Origin of the sequence: Streptomyces sp. NBC_00459, assembly GCF_036013955.1 — a bacterium.
Taxonomy (GTDB): domain Bacteria; phylum Actinomycetota; class Actinomycetes; order Streptomycetales; family Streptomycetaceae; genus Streptomyces.
The window spans coordinates 595,119-616,158 of the sequence record NZ_CP107903.1 but is presented as its reverse complement, the minus strand read 5'-3'; the positions used below and the strand labels follow the sequence as shown (position 1 = coordinate 616,158).

Here is a 21,040-nt window from a genome sequence, read left to right as displayed (position 1 = left end):
GACGTCCGGAGCAGTGCCCGCGCGGCATCGAGCTGTCGAAACGAGGGTCGTCTGACATGGCATGGGACTTTTCCACCGAGCCCGAGTTCGAGGAGAAGCTGGAGTGGATCAGGAGGTTCCGCGCCGAGCGCGTGGACCCACTGGACCTCCTCCACCCCGACCGGGCCTACCATCCCCTCGACGACGAGACCGGCCCGATCGTCCGGGCGCTCAAGCAACAGGTCCGCGACCAGGGGCTGTGGGCCCCGCATCTCGGCCCCGAACTCGGCGGACGAGGCTTCGGACAGGTCAGACTCGCCCTCATCAACGAGATCCTCGGTGCGTCGAGCTGGGCACCCGTCATCTTCGGCACGGCGGCTCCGGACACCGGCAACGCGGAGATCATCGCCCGCTACGGCACCGAGGAACAGAAGGAGCGCTATCTCCAGCCGCTGCTCGAAGGTGAGTGCTTCTCCTGCTTCTCGATGACCGAGCCGCAGGCCGGCGCCGACCCGACGATGTTCACCACGCGGGCGGTGCGCGACGGCGACAACTGGGTCATCACCGGCCGCAAGTACTTCTCCTCCAACGCCCGAACCTCGAAGTTCGTCATCGTGATGGCGGTGACGGACCCGGACGTCAGCCCGTACAAGGGCATGTCGATGTTCCTGGTGCCGAGCGACACCCCCGGCATCCGGATGGAACGCAACGTCGGGCTGCTGGGCGAGGGCCCGGAGGACGGCATGCACGCGCTGATCGCCTACGACGGGGTCCGCGTCCCCGGCGACGCGCTGCTCGGCGGGGAGGGCCAGGCGTTCGCCATCGCGCAGACCCGGCTGGGCGGCGGACGCGTCCACCATGCGATGCGGGTCGTGGGGCAGTGCCGACGGGCGCTGGACATGATGGCCGAGCGCGCGCTGTCGCGCGAGACCCAGGGCGGCCGGCTCGCGGACAAGCAGCTGGTGCAGGCCGATCTTGCCGATTCCTACGCGCAGTTGACCCAGTTCCGCCTGATGGTCCTCTACACGGCGTGGCAGATCGATCAGTACAACGACTACAAGCGGGTCCGCAAGGACATCGCCACGATCAAGTTCCTGACGCCGAAGGTGCTGCACGACGTCGTCTACCGCTCGATGCATCTGCACGGCGCCCTGGGCGTCTCGAACGAGATGCCCTTCGCCGACATGTGGACCGGCGCCGCCGTCATGGCCGTCGTCGACGGACCCACGGAGGTCCACAAGATCACCGTGGCCCGTGACCTTCTGCGCGGCTACGAGGCCACCCCCGGACTCTGGCCCACCCAGCATCTGCCCGCACGCCGGGAGTGGGCCCGCAAGCAGCTGGAGAACCTGTGAACACAGAGTCGCTCGCCCGCTGGCTGGACGGCCAGGACATCGCCCCAGGCGAACCCGTCGAGGTCTCCCTCATCTCCGGGGGCACCTCCAACGACATCTACGAAATCCGGCGCGGGGACCGCCGGTTGGTCCTGCGCAAGCCGCCCGAGAAGGTCCCGCCGGGCCGCAACGAGACGATGCTGCGCGAGTTCCGGGTGCTGAACGCCCTGGGCGGGACTGACGTTCCGCATCCGGAGGCCGTCGCGGTGTGCGAGGACACCGACGTCATCGGGTCCTGCTTCTACCTCATGGGCCATGTCGACGGCTGGTCGCCGATGAACGTCGAGGGCGGCTGGCCCGAGCCCTTCAAGAGCGACCTCGCCCTGCGCCCCGGCCTGGCCTACGAGTTGGTGGAGGGCATCGCCCGGCTCGGCAACGTCGACTGGCGGGCACAGGGGTTGGAGGGCTTCGGTCGGCCCGACGGCTTCCACGACCGTCAAGTGGACCGCTGGCAGGCCCACTTGGCGAAGTTCGCGTTCCGCGAGATACCCGGACTCGACACCGCCGCCGCCTGGCTGCGCGCGCACCGGCCCAGCCACTGGACCCCGGGCATCATCCACGGCGACTACCAGTTCGCCAACGTCATGTTCCGGCACGGCGCCCCCGCCCGCCTCGCCGCCCTCGTCGACTTCGAGATGGCCACTGTCGGCGACCCGCTCCTGGACCTCGCCTGGGTGATCATGGGCTGGCCCGATGCCGACGAGGACCGTACGCAGAAGGGGTACGTCAGCTACGAGGGCATGCCCGACCGGGCCGACCTTCTGGAGCACTACGCCAAGGTCAGCGGCCGGGACGTGAGCGAGATCGACTACTACGTGGTGCTGGCCCGCTTCAAGATGGCCATCGTCCTCGAAGGCGGCTACGCCCGGCACGTCAAGGGCGAGGGCGGCAACCCGAAGATGGCCTTCTACGGTGACACGGTCCTGACGATGGCAGCCCAGGCCGCCGAACTGGCCGCGACGACGCGGCTATGAGGGCCGCCCGCTGTCACACCCTCGGTGGACCGCCGGTCGTCGAGGAGGTCCCCGAACCGCGGGGCGAGGTGCCCGTCGACGTGCACTTCGCGGCGGTCAACTTCGCCGACGTGCTGGTGATCGAGGGCACCTACCAGGTGAAGGCCGAGGTGCCCTTCATCCCCGGGAGCGAGTTCTCCGGGACGGTCGCCCGGGACGGGCACGGCTTCCGCGTCGGCGACCGGGTCTTCGGCTCCGCCTTCATCGGCGCCTTCGCCGAACGCGTCGCCGTGTCGGCCGCCAGCCTCCACCGCATCCCGGCCGCCGTGCCCATGGAAGGCGCTGCGGCCTTCGGTGTCTCCCACGCCACGGCCTTCAACGCGCTGCGCCTCGTCGCCGACGTGCGCGAGGGTGAGCGGGTCACGGTGCTCGGCGCCGCCGGGGCGGTCGGCCTCGCCGCGGTCGAACTCGCCCTGCTGCTGGGCGCCGAGGTGATCGCCGTCGCGTCGAGCGAGGAGAAACGCGCCGTCTGCGCCGAACTGGGCGCCCACACCGTCCTGCCGTACGAGCACCTGAAACGGGCGCTGCAGGAGGCGGGCGGCGCCGATGTCGTCGTCGACCCGGTCGGTGGGCCGCACTCCGAACAGGCGCTGCGCGGGATGCGCTGGGGCGGCCGGTTCGTCAGTGTCGGGTTCGCGAGCGGCGAGATCCCGAGCATTCCGCTGAACCTGGCGATGCTCAAGGGCGTCACGATCCATGGCTTCGACTTCGGCGGCTGGGCGCGGCACGACCGGGAGAGGCTCGCAGCCGCCCGCATCGAACTGCACCGGCTGTTCGCCGAGGGGGCCGTTCACCCCCGTATCCATGCCGTCCACCCGCTCGACGAGGTGGGTGCCGCGCTGCGTGTGGGCCGCGGTGCCATCGGCAAGGTTCTTCTGGAGGTCGCCCGTGGAGTTTGAATTCGACGAGGACCAGCGACTGCTGCAGCGCATGGTCCGCGAGACGGTGGCCAGGTCGCGGGCGCTGCCCGAGGAGCAACTCTGGGCCACCTACCTGGAGTTGGGGTGGCTGGAGGCACCTCCGGTGGAACTGGCGATCATTCTGGAGGAGTTGGGGTACGCCGCTGATCCGACGCCCTTCCTGGCCACGGCCACCTGGTTCGCGCCGTTGGCCGGACGACTGCCGATCGGTTCGGGGACGGCGGTCTTCGACGGCGTCGGGGGGTTCGTCCTCGACGCGGACCGGGCGGACGAGATCGCCCTGCTCACCCGGGACGGCGTGGTCGTCCGCAGCGGTGCCGACGTACGCGCCGAACGGATCGCCGTCTTCGACCCGACCCTCCATGTTGCCCGGGTCGACCGATACGACCTTGTGGCCGGGGTACCGGAGTTGGCGTTGACGGGGTTGGCGATCTCCATCGTCGGCAGCTGTCGGCGCATCCTCGACCTGGTGGTCGCGCATGTGAGACAGCGGCAGCAGTTCGGGGTGCCCATCGGGTCCTTCCAGGCGGTCAAGCACAAGGCCGCCGACATGTACGTCGCGATCGAACGGGCCCGGGCGCTCGCCCTCTACTCCGCCCTCACCATCGCCGAGGCCGACCAGGGACGGGCGAGGGCCGCCGCAATGGCCAAGGCGGCGGCGGGGGAGTGTCAACGGCTCTGCTTCCAGAGCGGGTTCCAGCTGTTCGGCGCGATGGGCTACACCTGGGAGAACGAACTCCAGATCCATCTGAAAAGGGCCAAGGCCGGTGACCTGCTGCTGGGGACGGCGGCCGTGCACAGGAAGGCGCTGCTGGTATGAGACTCGCCGCCGACCCCGGGATCGAGGAGTTCCGGGCCGAGTTCGCCGCCTTCCTCGACGCCAACCTGCCCACCGCCGAGGAGGCCGTACCCCGCGCGAAGTCGAGCGCGGATGTGCCTCCCTGGGCGCGGACATGGCAGCGGAAGCTGTTCGACGCGGGCTGGCTGGTGCCCGGCAACCCGCCCGAGTACGGCGGACGCAACGCCACCCTGCCCCAACTGCTCGCCCATGCCGAGGAGATGTCCCGGCGCCGGATCTACCACAGCTTCAATCCGCAGGGCGTGGGGATCATCGCCGCCTCGATACTCAGCTTCGGCACCGAGGACCAGAAGGCGCGGTGGGCGGCTCCCATTCTGCGCGCGGAGCTGACGGCCGCCCTCGGGATGAGCGAGCCGGGCGCCGGGTCCGACCTCGCCGGGCTGCGTACCCGCGCGGCCCTGGAGGGCGACCACTTCGTCGTCAACGGGCAGAAGGTGTGGACCTCCGGGGCGCACGACGCGGACGTGCTGCTGACGTTCGTCCGCACCGATCCGGACGCGCCCAAGCACAAGGGGATCAGCGTGCTGATCGTCCCCACCGGCACGGAGGGCGTGGTCAGGAGGCCCTTCGGGTCCATCGCCGACCCCGACGACTTCGACTTCAACGAGGTGTTCTTCACCGATGTCCGGGTGCCCCGGGAGAACCTGATCGGCCCGCTGAACGAGGGCTGGAAGGTGGCGAACGGCTCGCTCGGGCATGAGCGGACCCTGCTGTGGCTGAGCTACGCGGAGCGGCTGGAGGACCTGATCCGGGACGCGCCGAGCGACGAGGAGTGGTACGCCACGCTCCTCATGGACTTCCAGGCTCTGAAGCTGCTGGGCTACCGCCAGCTCGGCACCGACCGGAACCCGGCCGAGGTCTCCGTGCTCAAGCTGTTCGGCTCGGAGGCTGTGCAGAACGCCACCCTGCGCGCCTTGGAGGCGCACGGCACCGACGCCCTGCGCCACCCCGTGCCGACGGCCCCGCACTTCCACATGAACATGGAGGTGTTCTCCGCCAGTTGGTTCGAACGGTACGCACGCAGCTTCGGCGGGACCATCGCCGGCGGCACCTCCGAGATCCAGCGCAACATCATCGCCGAGCGCATCCTCGGCCTGCCCAGATAGCCGCCGGGACCGATAGAGGGAGCACCCCGATGGACCAGATTCTGTACGAGGTCAAGGACCGGATCGCGGTCATCACGCTCAACCGGCCCGAGGTGGCCAACGCCCAGACGATGTCGCTCCTCGACGCTCTGGACGACGCGTGGAGCCGGGCGGCGGCCGACGAGGACGTACGCGTCGTCGTGCTGCGCGGCAACGGGCGGCACTTCTCCGCCGGGCACGACCTGAAGGACCGCTGGCCGGGCCCGAAGGAGATCACCCTGGAGTGGATCTACAACGCGGAGAGCCGCCGGTACCTCGAATACACCCTGCGCTGGCGCAACATACCCAAGCCGTCGATCGCCGCCGTGCAGGGCAAGTGCATCGCGGGCGGACTCATGCTCTGCTGGCCCTGCGATCTCATCGTGGCCGCCGAGAACGCCGAATTCTCCGACCCCGTCGTCCACATGGGCATCGGGGGCGTCGAATACCACGGGCACACCTGGGAGTTGGGCGCTCGCAAGGCCAAGGAGATCCTCTTCACCGGGAGGGCTGTCACGGCGGCCGAGGCGGAGAGGGTCGGCATGGTCAACCAGGTGGTCCCGCTCGACGAACTCGACGCGGCGACCATGGACCTGGCCGACCGTATCGCCCGGATGCCGCCCTTCGGGCTGCGCCAGGCCAAGCGGGCCGTCAACCAGAGCCTGGACGTGCAGGGTTTCTACGCGGCCGTCCAGTCGGTGTTCGACATCCATGAGACGGGACACGGGAACGCGCTGAGCGTGAGCGGGTATCCGGTGCTGACCCGGCTGGAGGGCATGAAGGAGCACATCAAGGGCCAGTAGACGGCCGGGGGTTGCGGCGGCCGACACGGGAGCGGGCCGCTCGGCGGGGGTGGGCGATACCCCGCTGAGCGGCCCTGTCCACGTGGCCTGGTGTCACCTACCGCGGCTCGTGGCGGAAGACCTTGCCCCCCTTCATCACGAACCGCACGTCGGCCAGCACCGACATGTCATCGAGTGGGTTGCCGGGTACGGCGATCAGGTCGGCGAGCATGCCCTCGGCGACGCGTCCGCGGTCGTCCGCGTCGATCAGCTCGGCCGCGTTGACCGTCGCGGCCCGCAGCACCTCCAGCGGTTCCATGCCCCGCTCGACGAGCGCGACCATCTCCTGGGCGCCGCGCCCGTGCGGGATCGCCGGCGCGTCCGTGCCCACCGCGATACGGACTCCGGCCTTCGCGGCCCTGGCGACGACGGACCGGGCGTGCGGGAACACCTCGGCGGCCTTGGCGCGCAGTTCGGGCGCAGCCCGGGACACGTCCATACCGTCGATCAGCGCGGTGGTCGGCACGAGGAAGGTGCCGCGCGCCGCCATCAGCGCGATGGTCTCGTCGTCCAGCAGAAAGCCGTGCTCGATGCAGTCGATGCCCGCCTCCACCGCCGAGCGCACCGCCTCGGCCCCGTGGGTGTGTGCGGCCACCTTCAGCCCGCGCCGGTGGGCCTCGTCGACGACGGCCCGCAGTTCCGCGTCGGAGTAGTGCTGCGCGCCGGGGGTGCCCGTGTGGGACATGACACCCCCGGACGCGCAGACCTTGATGAGCCGCGCCCCGTGCTTGATCTGGTACCGCACGGCCCTGCGCACCTCGTCGACCCCGTTGGCGACGCCCTCCTCCACGGAGAGCGGCATGATGCCGGGGGCCAGCGCGCCGAACACGCTCGGGTCCAGATGGCCGCCGGTCGGGGTGATGGCGTGCCCCGCGGGGATGATCCGCGGCCCCTCGATCCAGCCCGCGTCGACGGCCCTGGCGAGGGCGACGTCCAGCAGATAGCCGCCGGTCTTCACGAACAGTCCGAGGTTCCTGACCGTGGTGAAGCCGGACCGCAGGGTGCGTCGGGCGTTGCCCACGGCCCGCAGCATGCGCAGCGGCGGATCGTCCTGGACCATCGACAGGACCGGGGTCTCGCCCCGGCCGCCCATGAGGAGGTTGACCTCCATGTCCATCAGACCGGGCAGCAGGGTGACGTCTCCGAGATCCAGTACGTCACCCCCGGTATCGGCATCGGCGCCGACTCGCGCGATGCGTTCGCCGTCCACCTGGACGAGGCCCGGTTCCTCGAACTCCCCGGTCTCGACGTGCAGTACACGCGTCGCTTTGAGCGTGACCACGGCCGGTCAGACCCTGGGTTCGACGACGAGGTCCATGTAGGCGGCCCCGCTGTCCGGTACCCGGGCCTGCTTCCACACCTCGACCGGGAACGAGACGTTCACCAGGGAGAACATCAGCAGGAGCAGATTGCGCTCGGGCTCCGGAAGCTCGTCGAGCGGGTAGTTGTCGAGGTGGTCGGACGCCTGCTCGAGGAGCGGGAACGCCACGTCGTAGAAGGCCTGCATCTCCTCCATGGAGCTGGCCAGGCGCTTGCTGTAGCGCTCCCGTTCGGTCTCCAGGACCCATGGGGTGAACGGTTCGAGCGCCGCGAACTCACTGGGCAGCATCGGTGTGCTCCTTGACGTGGTCGGCGACCGTCTTGTGCAGATGGCGGAGCAGCAACTCCTGGTCGCAGAGCGGGAAGTCGGTCACGACCCGGCTCTTGAGCATGGTCTGGGTGGCCTCCAGGGTGTTGCCGTCCTGGAGGGCGTACTCCTTGAACGTCACCGCCGCGAGCTCCTGCTTGAGCCGCTCGCGGGCCGTCCTGGCGGGCACGAAGTACAGGTTGGCCTCGAAGATGTGCCTGTCCACCGCCGTCGGCCAGTAGTGGTACGTCAGATACCAGCCGGGCTTCCAGATCAGCAGCGTCATGTTGGGGAAGAACTCGAAGGAATCGTTCCCCCAGGCTCGGTGCCCGCCCGGGTTGAGGCCGGGGGGCAGGGGGTCGAGCCCCTCGATGTCGGGCGCCTCCCACGGTCCGAACAGGCCGCTGCGCAGCACGCGTTCGATGGGCTTGACGATGCTCAGGTCCTTGGGCGGCGACATGCCTCCCCAGGACGAGATCATCGAGTGCGGACTGTGGATCTCGTAGTGCAGTGCTTCGTACCCGACGTTGAAGAGCTTGTCGGCCTCGTCCTTGACGGCCTGCTTCATGTGCAGGACGGGGGCGTGGTAGAACTCCGCGAACGCGTCGATGAACAGCTTCCAGTTGCTGCCGATCTCGGCCTTGTAGGTGAAGACCTCGGTCATCTCGTGGAAGGGATAGCCCTCCAGGCCCTTGGCCAGGTCGCCGAGGTACTCCCGCAGCGGCGGCGCGTTCGGGTCCAGGTTGACGAAGACGAAGCCTTCCCAGACCTCGCAGCGGACCTGCTTGAGGCCGTAGTCGGACTTGTCCAGGTCGAAGAACTCCTGCTCCTGCTGGACGAAGGTGAGATCGCCGTCGAGGCTGTAGCGCCAGGCGTGGTACTTGCAGGTGAACTGACGGCAGGTGCCCTTGACCTCCTCACCGGGGAAGTCGTTCCACACCAGCTTGTTGCCGCGGTGTCGGCAGATGTTGTGGAAGGCACGGATCTCCTTGTCCCTGCCCCGCACGACGATCAGCGAGGTGTCCGCGACCGCGAGCTCCTTCGTGAAGTAGCTGCCGGTCTTCGGCACCTGCTCCACGCGCCCGACGTTCAGCCAGGTCCGCTTGAAGACGGCCTCCCGCTCGGCCTCGTAGTACGCGGGGTCGATCGAGTCCTCGTAGTTCACGGGGCTCGTGCCCAACTCGGGGTACTGCTCGGTCCAGCTTCCGGCCGCCGGCTTGGCGAAGTGTGGCATGATCACTCCCTTCTCCAAAATGAGAATAGCATTCTCATGTGTGGCTATTGAAGTTCTCGTGAGGGATTCCTGGATCCAGCTCCACCTCGAAGGTGTTGAAGGTCGTGGCCAGCACGCCGTATGTGCCGACCGTGAACACCAGGTCCAGGAGCTGCTGCTCGTCCAGGTCCGCGCCCAGTGCCTCGTAGGTCGCGTCGGACAGCCGCGAGTCCGTCTCCAGCTCGTCCACCGCCCGGTTGAGGAGTGTCGGGGCGCCGGTCCGGACCAGGTCGATCTCCTCGTCGGAGATCCCGGCGCGCCGGGCGATCAGGACGTGCTGCGCCCACTCGTACCGGCACTGCCGCCGCCATGCCACCCGCAGGACGACCAGCTCACGGGTGCGCTTCGAGAGCGTCGAGTCGACGAGCAGGTACTTGTTGAACGCGAGGAAGGCCTTGGCCAGTTCGGGGTGCCGGGCGAGCAGTCCGAGCGCGTTCGAGGGCGGTTTCTGCGGGTCGGGGGCCGAGGGGCCCAGCGCCTTCAGGTACTCGGCGTGCGGGAGCGGCGCGATACGGCGCGGGTGGTTCATGTGTTGCGCCCGCCGTTCACGCCCAGGATCTGCCCGGTGATGTACCCGGCCTCCTCCGAGACGAGGAACGCGCAGGCCGCGGCGATGTCCTCGGGGCGTCCGACCCGCCGTACGGGGGTGCGCTCGATGTGTTCCTCGACCGTCCCGCCGAGCAGTTCGCGCGACTCCGCCCTGCGCAGCATGGGTGTGTCGATGAAGCCCGGTGGCACCGCGTTGACGGTGATGCCGGCCGGGCCCAGTTCGAGTGCCAGCGCCTTGGTCAGGCCGTTGACCGCCGACTTGGCCGCGACGTAGTGCGTCATGAACTGCTGCCCGGACTGGGCGCTGGAGGAGGAGATGTTGACGATCCGTCCCCAGCCCGCCTCCAGCATGTCGGGCAGTACGGCCTGGACGCAGTGGAAGACGCTGTTGAGGTTGATGTCGACGACCCGCTGCCAGGCGGCGAACGTCAGATCCTGGAACCGCTTGTAGCCGGCCACTCCGGCCGCGTTGACCAGGATGGTGCATGGTCCGAGCCGCTCCCGGACGGCGGCCAGCGCCTTGTCCACCTGGGCCCGGTCGGTGACGTCGGCGATCTGTGACAGTGCCGGGGCCGAGTCGGATGGGTTCAGGTCGAGGGTCGCGACGTGATAGCCGTCGGCCTTCAGTCGCTCGGCGACGGCCAGCCCGATCCCGGAGCTGCCTCCGGTGACAACTGCGGTTTTCATGCGGTCTCCCACGTGGATCATGAAAATATTCCTTCCCTGAGCGAGAATGATATTCTCGCTGGTGGTCGCCGGGAAGTGTCGTGCGGATCTCCCGGTGGGGAGTGAGGCGTCGGGGGCGATGCGTCGAGGTGCTCCGGTTGCCGTCAACTCACTGTGATGCGGCACATTCTCGTGTTCGGATGGTTGATTTGCTGAAAGTGAGAATGTAGTTTCCGCCACGTTGGAGCAAGGCCGCCCATCCGAGCAAGGAGACAGGATGCGGTTCCAGGACAAGGTGGCGATCGTCACCGGTGCCGGACAGGGAATCGGCGAGGACTACGCTCGGGCGCTGGCCGCCGAGGGTGCCCGCGTCGTCGTCGCCGAGATCAACGAGGAGCAGGGGCAGCGGGTCGCCAAGGACATCGACGGGGCGGTCTTCGTCAGGGTCGACGTCGGTGACCCGGAGTCGGCCGAGGCGATGGCCGCCGCCGCGGTCGCGGAGTTCGGCCGGATCGACTACCTGGTCAACAACGCCGCGATCTACCACAGCATGAAGCGCGACGGTCTCACCACCGTCGACCTGGACTACCTCAACCGCTTCCTCCAGGTGAACCTGATGGGCGCGATCTACTGCACCCGGGCGGTCGTCCCGCACATGACCGAGGGCGGCGCGATCGTCAACCAGTCGTCCACCGCCTCCTACATGGCCACCGGGTACTACGGGCTCGCCAAGGCCGGTATCAACCACCTCACCGCCTCGCTCGCCGCCGAACTCGGCGGCCGGAACATCCGGGTCAACGGCATCGCCCCGGGACCGACGGACACCGAGGCCACCGGCACCGTCCTGCCGAAGGAACATCAGGCCGCGATGGCGCAGAGGCTGGCGCTCGGCCGGATGGGGCAGCCGGGCGACCTCACCCCGACCGTGCTGTTCCTGCTCTCCGACGCCGCGGGCTGGCTGACCGGCCAGGTCGTCGCCGTCGACGGCGGCCAGGGGGTCCGGCTGTGAGGCGGCAGGTCGGCGACGTAAAGGGGAGTTCGCGGTGAAGCGGCTGCTGATCGACGGATCGCTCGTCGGGACCGAGAACCTCTTCCCCTCGCTCAACCCCGCCACCGGCGAGGTCCTGGGCCAGGCTCCCGATGCCACGGTCGCCCAGACGGAGGCCGCCGTGGCCGCCGCCCGTCGCGCCTTCGACACCACGAACTGGCCGACCGACGTCCAGTTCCGCATCCGCTGTCTCGACCAGCTCCACCAGGCGCTGACCGACCACCTGGAAGAGCTGCGCGAGCTGACGATCGCCGAGGTCGGCGCACCCCGCATGCTCACCTACGGCCCCCAGCTCGACGACCCGGTCAAACTCGTCCGCTACTACGCGGACCTGCTGCGCAAGTACCCCCTGACCGAGGACCTCGGCGAGGTCGAGATCCGCGGTCAGCGCCACCGCCGCTGGGTGGAGAAGGAGGCCGTCGGGGTCGTCTCCGCGATCACCGCGTACAACTACCCCAACCAGCTGGCCCTGGCCAAGCTCGCCCCCTCGCTCGCCGCGGGCTGCACGGTCGTCCTCAAGGGCGCCCCGGACACGCCCCTGACGACGCTGTTCCTGGGTGAACTGATCGCCGGGCACACCGACATCCCGCCCGGCGTGGTCAACGTGCTGACCTCCACCTCCGTCGAGGCCGCCGAGGTGCTCACCGGCCACCCCGACGTCGACATGGTCTCCTTCACCGGGTCCACCGCCACCGGCCGCCGGATCATGGAGGTCGCCGGCCGCACCGTGAAGAAGGTGTTCCTGGAACTCGGCGGCAAGTCCGCGATGATCATCCTCGACGACGCCGACTTCACCACCGCCGCCATGTTCGCGGCCGGCACCATCTGCTCCCACTCGGGACAGGGCTGCGCGCTCACCACCCGGCTTCTGGTGCCCCGGGCGCATCACGACGAGATCGTCGAGAAGGTCGCCGCCGGCCTTGCCCGGATGCGCATGGGCGACCCCACCGACCCCAAGACCTTCGCCGGGCCGCTCATCAGCGCCAGACAGCGCGACAAGGTCGACGGCATGGTCCAGCGGGCCGTCGCCGCGGGCGCGAAGCTCGTCAGCGGGGGTACGAAGGTCGACCCCGGCTTCTACTTCACTCCCACCCTGCTCACCGACGTCGACCCGGACAGCGAGATCGCCCAGGACGAGGTATTCGGCCCCGTGCTCGCGGTCATCCCGTACGACGACGATGACGACGCCGTGCGCATCGCCAACAACTCGGTCTACGGGCTGTCCGGCGGGATCCAGAGCGCCGACGAGGAACGGGCCGTCGCCCTGGCCCGCCGCATCCGTACCGGCACGTTCAGCATCAACGGCGGCAACTACTTCGCCGCGGACGTGCCGTTCGGCGGCTACAAGCAGTCCGGCATCGGCCGCGAGAGCGGGGTCCCCGGGCTTGAGGAGTTCCTGGAGTACAAGTCCTTCGCGGCGGTCGTCCGGTGAGGCCCCTGGAGGGAATCCGGGTCCTCGAAGTCGCCATGTACGGCTTCGTCCCCTCGGCCGGAGCCGTACTCGCCGACTGGGGTGCCGACGTCATCAAGGTCGAGCACGCGGTCAACGGCGATCCGCAACGCGGGCTCAGGCGGACCGGCACGTTCGTCGTCGAGGGTGACCCGAACCCCAACGTCGAGCACGCCAACCGGGGCAAGCGCAGCCTGGGCCTCGACATCTCCAAGACCGAGGGCCGCGAGGTGCTCTACGACCTGGCCAGGCGCGCGGACGTGTTCCTCACCAGCTTCCTGCCCGGACACCGCGAACGGTTCGGCATCGACGTGGACGACATCCGCGCCGTCAACCCGGACATCGTCTACGCCCGGGGGAGCGCCCTCGGACCACGCGGCCCCGAGGCCGTCAAGGGCGGCTACGACATGACCGCCTTCTGGTGCCGGGCCGGCACCGCGGCCAGCATCACCCCGGCCGGCAGCGAAGGTCTCATCAACCCGCCCGGACCCGCCTACGGGGACACCATCTCGGGGACCAACCTCGCCGGCGGTATCGCGGCGGCGCTGCTGCGACGCGAACGCACCGGTGAGACCTCGGTCGTCGACGTGTCCCTGCTCGGCAGCGGCGTCTGGGCCATGGGACACGCCACCGCGCTCTCCCTCCATCTCGGCAGGCCCTGGGCCGCGCCACCGGCGGGCGCCCACGGCTCCCCGGCCAACCCCCTGTCCGGGCTGTACGTCACCTCCGACGGCCACCATCTGGCCTTCGTGATGATGCAGCCCGGCAAGTTCTGGGCCGACGTGTGCCACCACATCGACCGCCCGGACCTCGCCGAGGACCCCCGCTTCGCCACCGCCGACCTCATTGCCGCCAACACCGAGCAGGCCGTCAAGATCCTGCGCGAGGTGCTCGCGGGCCGCACACTCGCCGACTGGACGAAGCGCTTCGCCACCCTCGCCGGACCCTGGGCCCCCGTACAGAACACCCTCCAGGTGGGCGAGGACGCCCAGGTCCGGGCCAACGAGTACCTCGTGACGGCCGGCGAACTCCAACTCGCCGCCAGCCCCGTGCAGTTCGACGTCACCACCCCCGTACCACTCGGGCCTGCGCCCGAGTTCGCCGCCCAGACCGAGGAGATCCTCCTCGAACTGGGCCTGGACTGGGCCCGCATCCTCGAACTGAAAGAGGCGGGCGCGGTCACCTGATCACCGCACCTGGGTGATCACCGCGGTTCCAGAACCCATTTCACCGGGAGGACCGATGAGACGACTGCTCATCGCGACCGCGCTCGTCCTGGCCCTGGCCGGGTGTTCCGATCGCTCCACGAACACATCCAGTGCCGGAGAGCCGTCCACATCCGCGTCCGGTGCCGCCGCGAACGCGGACTTCGGCACACTCAAGAACGTCTGCCACTCCGGCAGCCCCAAGTCCGTGACCGAACAGGGAGTCACCGACAGCGAGATCAAGGTCGGTGTGTTCAGCGACATCGGGTTCACCAAGAACCCGGAGTTCGTCAACGCGGCCAAGGTGTTCACCTCGTGGTGCAATGCCGCCGGCGGCATCAACGGCCGCAAGATCGTCCCCGTCACCCGCGACTCCAAGCTCATGGAGGTGCAGCAGCGGATGATCGAGGCCTGCCGGGACGACTTCGCGCTCGTCGGTGGCGGTGCCGCCTTCGACGGGCTCGGTGTCAAGGCGCGGCTGAACTGTCTGCTGCCCGACTTCCCCGCGCAGTCGGGCATGGTGAACGCCGTCGGCGCGGACCTCCAGGTGCTCGCCCAGAGCGCGGGAGTCGGCTACGCGGTATACACCGGCTACTACTCCTGGCTGATCAAGGAGGCCTTCCCGGACTCCGCCCAGCACGTCGGCGTCATCTCCGGTGACGTTCCGATCACCAAGGTCATCGCCGAGCAGGACAAGGAACTGATCCCGGCGCTCGGCGGCAAGCTGGACTACGCGGACGTCTACCCGGCGGCCGGCGTCTCCGACTGGACGCCGTACGCGCAGACCATCAAGAGCAAGAAGATCAAGGGCCTCATCTTCAACGGCTCCTTCGCCGAGCTCGCCAAGCTGGAACAGGCGCTCACCAACACCGGCTACAAGCTCGACTGGATCGACACCAACAACAACGCCTACGGCCCCGCCTTCCTCAAGCTGGCCGGAACCGCGATCGCGGAGCAGAACAACTACGCCGATCTCAGCGGGGTCACCCCGCTGGAGCAGGCCGCCGACAACCCGGCGACCAAGCAGGTCCAGGAGCTGTTCGCCAAGTACGCGCCCGACGCCCAGGTCACCCTGCCCGCGCTGCGCTCCTTCACCGCCTGGCTGCTGTTCGCCACCGCTGCCGGTGAGTGCGACGACCTGACCCGCAAGTGCGTGTACGAGAACGCGATGAAACAGACGGAGTGGACCGCGGGCGGTCTCCAGGCCCCCATGGACCTGACGAAGGTCACCAACCCGCCCAAGTGCTTCAACGTGGTGCAGGCGACCGACAAGGGCTGGACCGTCGCCGATTTCAAGCCGGATCAGGGCTCCTACCGTTGCGACATCCCGGCTTACAAGTACAAGGGTTCCTATGGCAAGCCGATGACGCTCGCCGACGTCGGCAAGTCGATGGCGGACCTGAAGTAGCGGAGCCGAGAGCTCCCGGTCGCCGTAGCAGGCACCAAGTAACGGCAGGAAACCCGAAGTTGCGGCAGGAAGGAATCAGGTCGTGAAGGTACGGGTCGACCCGGAGCGCTGTCAGGGTCACACGCTCTGCGCCATGAGAGCTCCGAAGGTGTTCGAGCTCAGCGAGATCGACGGTCACTCGTCGGTGACCGACGAGGAGGTTCCGGACGACCAGCAGGACCAGGTCGTCGAGGCGGTCAGGTCCTGCCCGGAACGCGCGATCTTCGTTTCCTGAGGGGAGAACGACAACCGATGACCACGGACGACGACGCCGACCGCAAGAAGCACACGGTCCACTTCGACCGGCACACCCCCGAGTACCGGCACCAGTTCACCGAGACCACCCACGAGTTGCAGTCCAGGTGCCCGATCGCCTGGACCGAGACGCACGGCGGCCACTGGGTCGCCAGCGGCAACCGCGAGGTCTTCGAACTGGCCCGGGCAGCCGAGTTCATCTCCAACGACCACGACGTGAGGGGGGAGCGGCGCGGATACCAGGGCATCACCATCCCGCCGCCGTCCAAGGAACGGGGACAGGTTCAGGGCGGGTTCCTGGAGATGGACCCGCCCGAGCAGCGCCACTACCGCCAGTCGCTCAACCCCTACCTCTCGCCGGCCGCCATCAGCCGCTGGGTCCCGGTGATCGACGAGGTGGTGCGGGCCGCCATCGACGAGAAGATCGAGTCCGGCCGGATCGACTTCGTAGACGACCTGGCCAACGTCGTCCCGGCCGTCCTCACCCTGGCGATGATGGGTATCCCGCTCAAGGACTGGACCGTCTACAACGAGCCCGCCCACGCCTCCGTCTACACACCGCCGGACTCGCCCGACATGAAGCGGGTCGCCGAACTGGCCCGGAACATGGGCATCGGCCTGGCCAGGACCATCGCGGAGATCCGCGCCAACCCCAGGCCCGGTCTGGTGGACGCCCTGATCCACGCGGACATCAACGGCAGGACCCCGCCGGACAGTGAACTCCTGGGCGTACTCGCCCTGTTGATCGGCGGCGGCTTCGACACCACGACCGCGCTCACCGCGCACGCGCTTGAGTGGCTCGGGGAGAATCCCGCTGAGCGGGACCGCCTCAGCCGCGAGCGGGACACCCTGCTGGACTCTGCCACGGAGGAGTTCCTGCGGTTCTTCGCACCTGCGCCGGGCGACGGACGCACGTTCTCCGCCGACTGCGAGATCGCCGGAACACGGTTCAAGGAGGGAGAACGGCTCTGGCTGTCCTGGGCGATGGCCAACCGCGACCCCTCCGTCTTCCCCGACCCCGACACCATCCATCTGGAACGCCCGGCCAACCGGCACAGCAGCTTCGGCCTCGGCATCCACCGCTGCATCGGATCCAACGTCGCGCGTACGGTCTTCAAGCGCATGGTCACCCAGGTGTTCGACCGTATGCCCGACTACCGGTGCGACCCGGAGGGCACTGTGCACTACGAGACCATCGGCATCATCCAGGGCATGCGCCATCTCCCGGCGACCTTCACCCCGGGCCCCCGGCTCGGCGCCGGACTCGACGAGACGCTGGAGAAGCTGCAGCAGGTCTGCGACGAGCAGCGGCTCGCCGAGCCGGTGACGGTTCGCAGGGCGAAGGCGCAGATCGCCGAATGACCGACGAGACCCCCGACATGCCGGGGCGGGCCGCGCCGGAGATCACAGAGGAGAACGCCTTCTTCTGGACCTCCGGCGCGGACGGCCGGCTGCGCCTGACGGAGTGCCGGTCCTGCGCGGTCCTCATTCATCCGCCGCAGCCGGTGTGCCGCCACTGCCACGGGCAAGAGACCGGCGTGCGGGCCGTCTCCGGCTTCGCGACCCTGATCGGCTTCACCGTCAACCACCGTTTCCCGGCACCCGGGTTGCCGACGCCGTTCGTCGTGGCCCAGGTCGCGATCGAGGAGGATCCCAGGGTCCGCCTCACCACCAACATCGTCCAATGCGAGCCCGACCGGCTGGAGTTGGGCATGCGCATGGAGGTCGTCTTCGAGCGGGCCGGGGACGCGTGGCTGCCCCTGTTCCGTCCGGCGGCCGACCAGGAGTCACCGACAGCCTTCCCCGCCGACGCCATCGAGCCCGCCCGGTTCCGGTCCCATGTACGCCCGATGGCGACGCCGGACAAGTTCGAGGACAAGGTCGCGATCACCGGCGTCGGCGCGTCGGAGGTCGGGCGCCGCCTTCTCGTGCCGCCCCTGTCCCTGACGGTGAAGGCCTGCGAACGCGCCATCGCCGACGCCGGGTTGACCATCGCCGACATCGACGGACTGGCGGCCTACCCGGGCGCCGGGGCGTACGGAGGCTTCGCCGAGGGCGGAGTGATGGCGCTGGAGGCCGCGTTGGGCGTCCGCCCCACCTGGTACAACGGCGGCAGCGAGACCTTCGGCCCCGGCGGCTCACTGATCGCGGCGATGCTCGCGGTCGCCGGCGGGCTGGCCCGGCATGTGCTGTGCTTCCGTACGGTCTGGGAGTCGTCGTACGGGGAACTGGTCAAGCGCGGCCGGATCGCCCCGCCCGGCGCGGGCGCACCGGCGGCGGGCTGGATGAAGCCCTTCGGCGCGATCTCCGCCTCGCACACCCTCGCCATGAACGCGCAACGCCACTTCCACCGCTACGGCACGACCCGCGAGACTCTCGGCTGGATCGCCCTCAACCAGCGGGCGAACGCCGCGCTCAACCCCACCGCGATCTACCGCGACCCGCTGACCATGGACGACTACCTCCAGGCCAGAACGGTCACCACCCCCTTCGGGCTGTACGACTGCGACGTGCCCTGCGACGGATCGGTCGCCGTGATCGTGTCCGCCGTCGACGCGGCCCGCGACCTGGCCAGACCGCCCGTCCTCGTGGAGGCGGTCGGCACCCAGATCCTCGAACGCATCGAGTGGGACCAGAGCACGCTCACCCACGAACCCCAGGTGCTCGGCCAGTCCGCCCACCTGTGGACCCGTACCTCGCTGCGGCCGACCGACGTCGACGTCGCCCAGCTCTACGACGGCTTCACCTTCAACTGCCTGTCCTGGATAGAGGCGTTGGGCTTCTGCGGGATCGGCGAGGCCAAGGACTTCCTGGACGGCGGCAAGAACATCGCCCGCGACGGACTGCTGCCCCTGAACACCCACGGCGGCCAGCTCTCGCACGGCCGCACCCACGGCCTGGGGCTGGTCCACGAGGCGATCACCCAGCTGCGCGGGGAGGCCGACGCGCGCCAGGTGCCGGACGCCCGGGTCGCCGTGGTCAGCACCGGAGGACTCACCCCCAGCGGCGCGATCCTCTTCCGGACCGACACATGACCGCTGCCTCACACGTCGTCGTCGACGTGGACGGCATCCCCGTATCGGCACTGCTGCGCGAGGCACGGCAGCCGCGCGCCGTCGTCCTCGCGCTGCACGGCGGGGCTGCCTTCTCCGGCTACTTCGACTACCCGGACCGGCCCCGGCTGTCCCTGTTGCGCACCGGTGAGGCCCTCGGCTTCACCGTCATCGCCATCGACCGTCCGGGATACGGCAGTTCGGCCCCGTACGCCGACGAGTTCACGTCCCCGGAGCGACGCGTCGATGTCGCCTACGGGACCGTGGAACGACTCCTCGCCGCCCGACCGCGCGGAGCCGGCGTCTTCGTGTGGGCCCACTCCATCGGCAGCGAACTCGGAATCCGCATGGCGGCCGACGAGCGGCGCGGACCGGACCTGCTCGGCCTGGAGATCGCCGGCACCGGACGCCGCCACCACGACGACGCGGCCGGAATCCTCGGCGACTGGCGGCACCGGCCGCCGAACAGCGGAGTACGCGACCTGCTGTGGCAGCCGTCCCGTCTGTACGCCGACGACGTGGTCGGCGGCGCCCGCATCTCCTCGCGTTCACCCGCCTACGAGGGTGTGGTGGCCCGGAGCTGGATCGACACGTTTCCCCAGCTCGCCCCCCTGATCCGCGTCCCCGTCCACTACACCCTCGGCGAACACGAGCGGGTGTGGAACTCCGGACCGTCGGCCCTCGCCGACATCGCCTCACTGTTCACCGCGTCGCCCCGGGTAGCCGTCGACGAACAGGCGGGCGGCGGACACAACTTGAGCATTGGGTTGACGTCTTTGGCCTATCACCTCAAGGTGCTCTCGTTCGTTGAGGAGTGCGTGCTCGCACGCGAGGAAGCAGAAGCGGCAGCGGCGGCGGAAGTCGCCGAACGGCAGCAGGGGAGGGCGAGTTGACGAACGCGGAAGCAGTCGCGGTACTGGTCGTGAGAGTGGTCCTGGGCGTCATCATGATCGCGCACGGGCTCAACCACTGGCGGGGCGGCGGAAAGATCGAGGGCACGGCCCGCTGGTTCGGCGGGCTCGGGCTGCGGCACGGGACGCTGCAGGCGTGGATGAGCGTGGTCACCGAGGTCGGCGCGGGAGCGCTCCTGGTCCTCGGCCTGTTCACCCCGCTGGCCTGCGCGGCGGTGGTCTCGGTGATGCTGGTCGCGGGGCTCCTCGCCCACCGGCCCAACGGGTTCTTCGTGTTCAAGGACGGCTACGAGTACGTCCTGATGCTGGCCGCGATCTCCCTGGCGCTCGGGGTACTGGGTCCCGGCAAGGTCTCCGTGGACCACGCTGCCGACATCGAGGTCACCGGCTGGGCCGGGGGCGCCATCGCGCTCGGGGTCGCCGTGGTGGCGACGGCGGGGCTGCTGGCGACGTTCTGGCGGCCCGAGCGTCCCGAACGGGCCGTAAAGGCGGAGGATCCGGCCGTCACCGGAGTGACCGGGCAGGAGACCGGCTGATGCGTGTGGGGTTCATCGGGCTCGGAAATCAGGGCGGGCCCATGGCACGGCGCATCGTCGACGCGGGTTTCACGACGACGCTGTGGGCGAGAAGACCCGCCTCGCTGACCCCGTTCGCCGGTACGCCTGCTCAACGTGCCGTATCCGCAGCCGAGTTGGCCGCCGCAAGTGACCTCGTGTGTGTCTGTGTCGGTGACGACGCGGACATCGAGGAGGTCATCGCCGGCGACGATGGTGTGCTCGCCGGGCTTCGGCGCGGCGGGGTGATCGCCGTGCACAGCACCGTCCACCCCGACACCTGCCGTCGGCTCGCCGACCGGGCCGGGTTGCGCGGGGTCGCCCTGGTCGACGCGCCGGTCAGTGGAGGTGGCGCTGCGGCGGCCGAGGGGCGGCTGCTGGTGATGGTCGGTGGCGAGTCCGGGACCGTGGCGTTCTGCCGACGGGTGTTCGAGACGTACGGCGATCCGGTCGTCCATATGGGTCCGCTGGGCTCGGGGCAGGTCGCCAAGCTGCTGAACAACGCCCTGTTCACGGCGAATCTCGCGGCCTCCGCGGACGTACTCGCCCTCGGGCGAACCCTCGACGTGGATCCCGCCGGCCTCGCCGACGTCCTCGCACACGGCAGCGGGGCGAGTTTCGCGCTCGACCGGGTCGCCGAGGCCGGTGGCACCCTCGACCGGATCGCCACGCATGGCGGTCCGCTGCTGCGCAAGGACGCCCGGCTGCTGGCGGACCTCGCCGAAGGGGCCGGCACCACGGCGGGCGCGACCGTGATGCGGACGGCCGACGACGCCCTCACGGCCATGGCGCGGATCGAACGGCCACTGATCTCCGGGAGGCGGTCGACAGGATAGTTCTCCTGAGCGGAAATGTGCTTCTCATTATTCGC

21 protein-coding genes are annotated in these 21,040 nt (G+C 69.2%); 16 read left to right on the top strand and 5 right to left on the bottom strand.

Annotation, left to right across the window (positions count from 1 at the left end; translation table 11 throughout):
* The first annotated feature begins 56 nt into the window (after positions 1-56).
* Genes OHN74_RS02495 through OHN74_RS02470 form a run of 6 tightly spaced genes read left to right on the top strand, consistent with a single transcriptional unit; the run spans position 57 to position 6,092 of the window.
* On the top strand, positions 57-1,334 hold the full coding sequence (locus tag OHN74_RS02495; RefSeq protein ID WP_327692846.1) for an acyl-CoA dehydrogenase family protein: 1,278 nt from the start codon (positions 57-59) through the stop codon (positions 1,332-1,334).
* Positions 1,331-2,347, top strand: a complete 1,017-nt coding sequence (locus tag OHN74_RS02490) for a phosphotransferase family protein (RefSeq protein ID WP_327692845.1) — start codon at positions 1,331-1,333, stop codon at positions 2,345-2,347. The genes OHN74_RS02495 and OHN74_RS02490 overlap by 4 nt, the downstream gene beginning before the upstream one ends.
* Positions 2,344-3,285, top strand: a complete 942-nt coding sequence (locus OHN74_RS02485; RefSeq protein WP_327692844.1) for an NADPH:quinone oxidoreductase family protein — start codon at positions 2,344-2,346, stop codon at positions 3,283-3,285. The genes OHN74_RS02490 and OHN74_RS02485 overlap by 4 nt, the downstream gene beginning before the upstream one ends.
* Positions 3,275-4,126, top strand: coding sequence for an acyl-CoA dehydrogenase family protein (locus OHN74_RS02480; protein WP_327692843.1), 852 nt, complete (start codon positions 3,275-3,277; stop codon positions 4,124-4,126). Before OHN74_RS02485 ends, OHN74_RS02480 begins: the two co-directional genes overlap by 11 nt.
* On the top strand, positions 4,123-5,271 hold the full coding sequence (locus tag OHN74_RS02475; protein ID WP_327692842.1) for an acyl-CoA dehydrogenase family protein: 1,149 nt from the start codon (positions 4,123-4,125) through the stop codon (positions 5,269-5,271). Before OHN74_RS02480 ends, OHN74_RS02475 begins: the two co-directional genes overlap by 4 nt.
* A gap of 29 nt (positions 5,272-5,300) precedes the next feature.
* The gene (locus OHN74_RS02470; RefSeq protein WP_327692841.1) at positions 5,301-6,092 is read left to right on the top strand and encodes an enoyl-CoA hydratase; all 792 of its coding nucleotides are present in this window, start codon (positions 5,301-5,303) and stop codon (positions 6,090-6,092) included.
* A gap of 97 nt (positions 6,093-6,189) precedes the next feature.
* Here the strand turns inward: OHN74_RS02470 and OHN74_RS02465 are convergent, their stop codons facing one another.
* Genes OHN74_RS02465 through OHN74_RS02445 form a run of 5 tightly spaced genes read right to left on the bottom strand, consistent with a single transcriptional unit; the run spans position 6,190 to position 10,267 of the window.
* Complete coding sequence (locus tag OHN74_RS02465; protein WP_327692840.1) at positions 6,190-7,413, bottom strand: metal-dependent hydrolase family protein; 1,224 nt, start codon at positions 7,411-7,413, stop codon at positions 6,190-6,192.
* 6 nt (positions 7,414-7,419) lie between these two features.
* A complete protein-coding gene (locus OHN74_RS02460) occupies positions 7,420-7,740 on the bottom strand; it encodes a hypothetical protein (protein WP_327692839.1) in 321 nt (106 codons plus the stop codon).
* Entirely contained in the window at positions 7,727-8,992 is a 1,266-nt protein-coding gene (locus OHN74_RS02455; RefSeq protein WP_327692838.1) for an aromatic ring-hydroxylating oxygenase subunit alpha, read from the bottom strand. Before OHN74_RS02455 ends, OHN74_RS02460 begins: the two co-directional genes overlap by 14 nt.
* A 34-nt stretch (positions 8,993-9,026) precedes the next feature.
* Positions 9,027-9,560 carry a carboxymuconolactone decarboxylase family protein gene (locus OHN74_RS02450; RefSeq protein WP_327692837.1) on the bottom strand — a complete coding sequence of 178 codons (534 nt, stop codon included), beginning with the start codon at positions 9,558-9,560 and terminating at the stop codon, positions 9,027-9,029.
* Positions 9,557-10,267: an SDR family NAD(P)-dependent oxidoreductase gene (locus OHN74_RS02445; RefSeq protein WP_327692836.1), complete on the bottom strand. Its 711-nt coding sequence runs from the start codon at positions 10,265-10,267 to the stop codon at positions 9,557-9,559. Before OHN74_RS02445 ends, OHN74_RS02450 begins: the two co-directional genes overlap by 4 nt.
* Before the next feature lie 256 nt (positions 10,268-10,523).
* Between OHN74_RS02445 and OHN74_RS02440 the strand changes: the two genes are divergently transcribed.
* The 10 genes from OHN74_RS02440 (at position 10,524) to OHN74_RS02395 (ending at position 21,005) form a co-directional block, all read left to right on the top strand.
* Entirely contained in the window at positions 10,524-11,255 is a 732-nt protein-coding gene (locus OHN74_RS02440) for an SDR family oxidoreductase (protein WP_327692835.1), read from the top strand.
* A 34-nt stretch (positions 11,256-11,289) separates the two neighbouring features.
* Complete coding sequence (locus tag OHN74_RS02435) at positions 11,290-12,726, top strand: aldehyde dehydrogenase family protein (RefSeq protein ID WP_327692834.1); 1,437 nt, start codon at positions 11,290-11,292, stop codon at positions 12,724-12,726.
* On the top strand, positions 12,723-13,931 hold the full coding sequence (locus OHN74_RS02430; RefSeq protein WP_327692833.1) for a CaiB/BaiF CoA transferase family protein: 1,209 nt from the start codon (positions 12,723-12,725) through the stop codon (positions 13,929-13,931). Before OHN74_RS02435 ends, OHN74_RS02430 begins: the two co-directional genes overlap by 4 nt.
* Before the next feature lie 55 nt (positions 13,932-13,986).
* The gene (locus OHN74_RS02425) at positions 13,987-15,357 is read left to right on the top strand and encodes an ABC transporter substrate-binding protein (RefSeq protein WP_327692832.1); all 1,371 of its coding nucleotides are present in this window, start codon (positions 13,987-13,989) and stop codon (positions 15,355-15,357) included.
* An 82-nt stretch (positions 15,358-15,439) separates the two neighbouring features.
* Positions 15,440-15,631 carry a ferredoxin gene (locus OHN74_RS02420; RefSeq protein WP_327692831.1) on the top strand — a complete coding sequence of 64 codons (192 nt, stop codon included), beginning with the start codon at positions 15,440-15,442 and terminating at the stop codon, positions 15,629-15,631.
* A 17-nt stretch (positions 15,632-15,648) separates the two neighbouring features.
* On the top strand, positions 15,649-17,013 hold the full coding sequence (locus tag OHN74_RS02415; protein WP_327692830.1) for a cytochrome P450: 1,365 nt from the start codon (positions 15,649-15,651) through the stop codon (positions 17,011-17,013).
* The gene (locus OHN74_RS02410; protein ID WP_327692829.1) at positions 17,010-18,686 is read left to right on the top strand and encodes a thiolase C-terminal domain-containing protein; all 1,677 of its coding nucleotides are present in this window, start codon (positions 17,010-17,012) and stop codon (positions 18,684-18,686) included. The genes OHN74_RS02415 and OHN74_RS02410 overlap by 4 nt, the downstream gene beginning before the upstream one ends.
* Complete coding sequence (locus OHN74_RS02405) at positions 18,683-19,597, top strand: alpha/beta hydrolase (protein WP_327692828.1); 915 nt, start codon at positions 18,683-18,685, stop codon at positions 19,595-19,597. The genes OHN74_RS02410 and OHN74_RS02405 overlap by 4 nt, the downstream gene beginning before the upstream one ends.
* Entirely contained in the window at positions 19,594-20,151 is a 558-nt protein-coding gene (locus OHN74_RS02400; RefSeq protein ID WP_327692827.1) for a DoxX family protein, read from the top strand. Before OHN74_RS02405 ends, OHN74_RS02400 begins: the two co-directional genes overlap by 4 nt.
* On the top strand, positions 20,151-21,005 hold the full coding sequence (locus tag OHN74_RS02395; protein WP_327692826.1) for an NAD(P)-dependent oxidoreductase: 855 nt from the start codon (positions 20,151-20,153) through the stop codon (positions 21,003-21,005). The genes OHN74_RS02400 and OHN74_RS02395 overlap by 1 nt, the downstream gene beginning before the upstream one ends.
* The last annotated feature ends 35 nt before the right edge of the window (positions 21,006-21,040 follow it).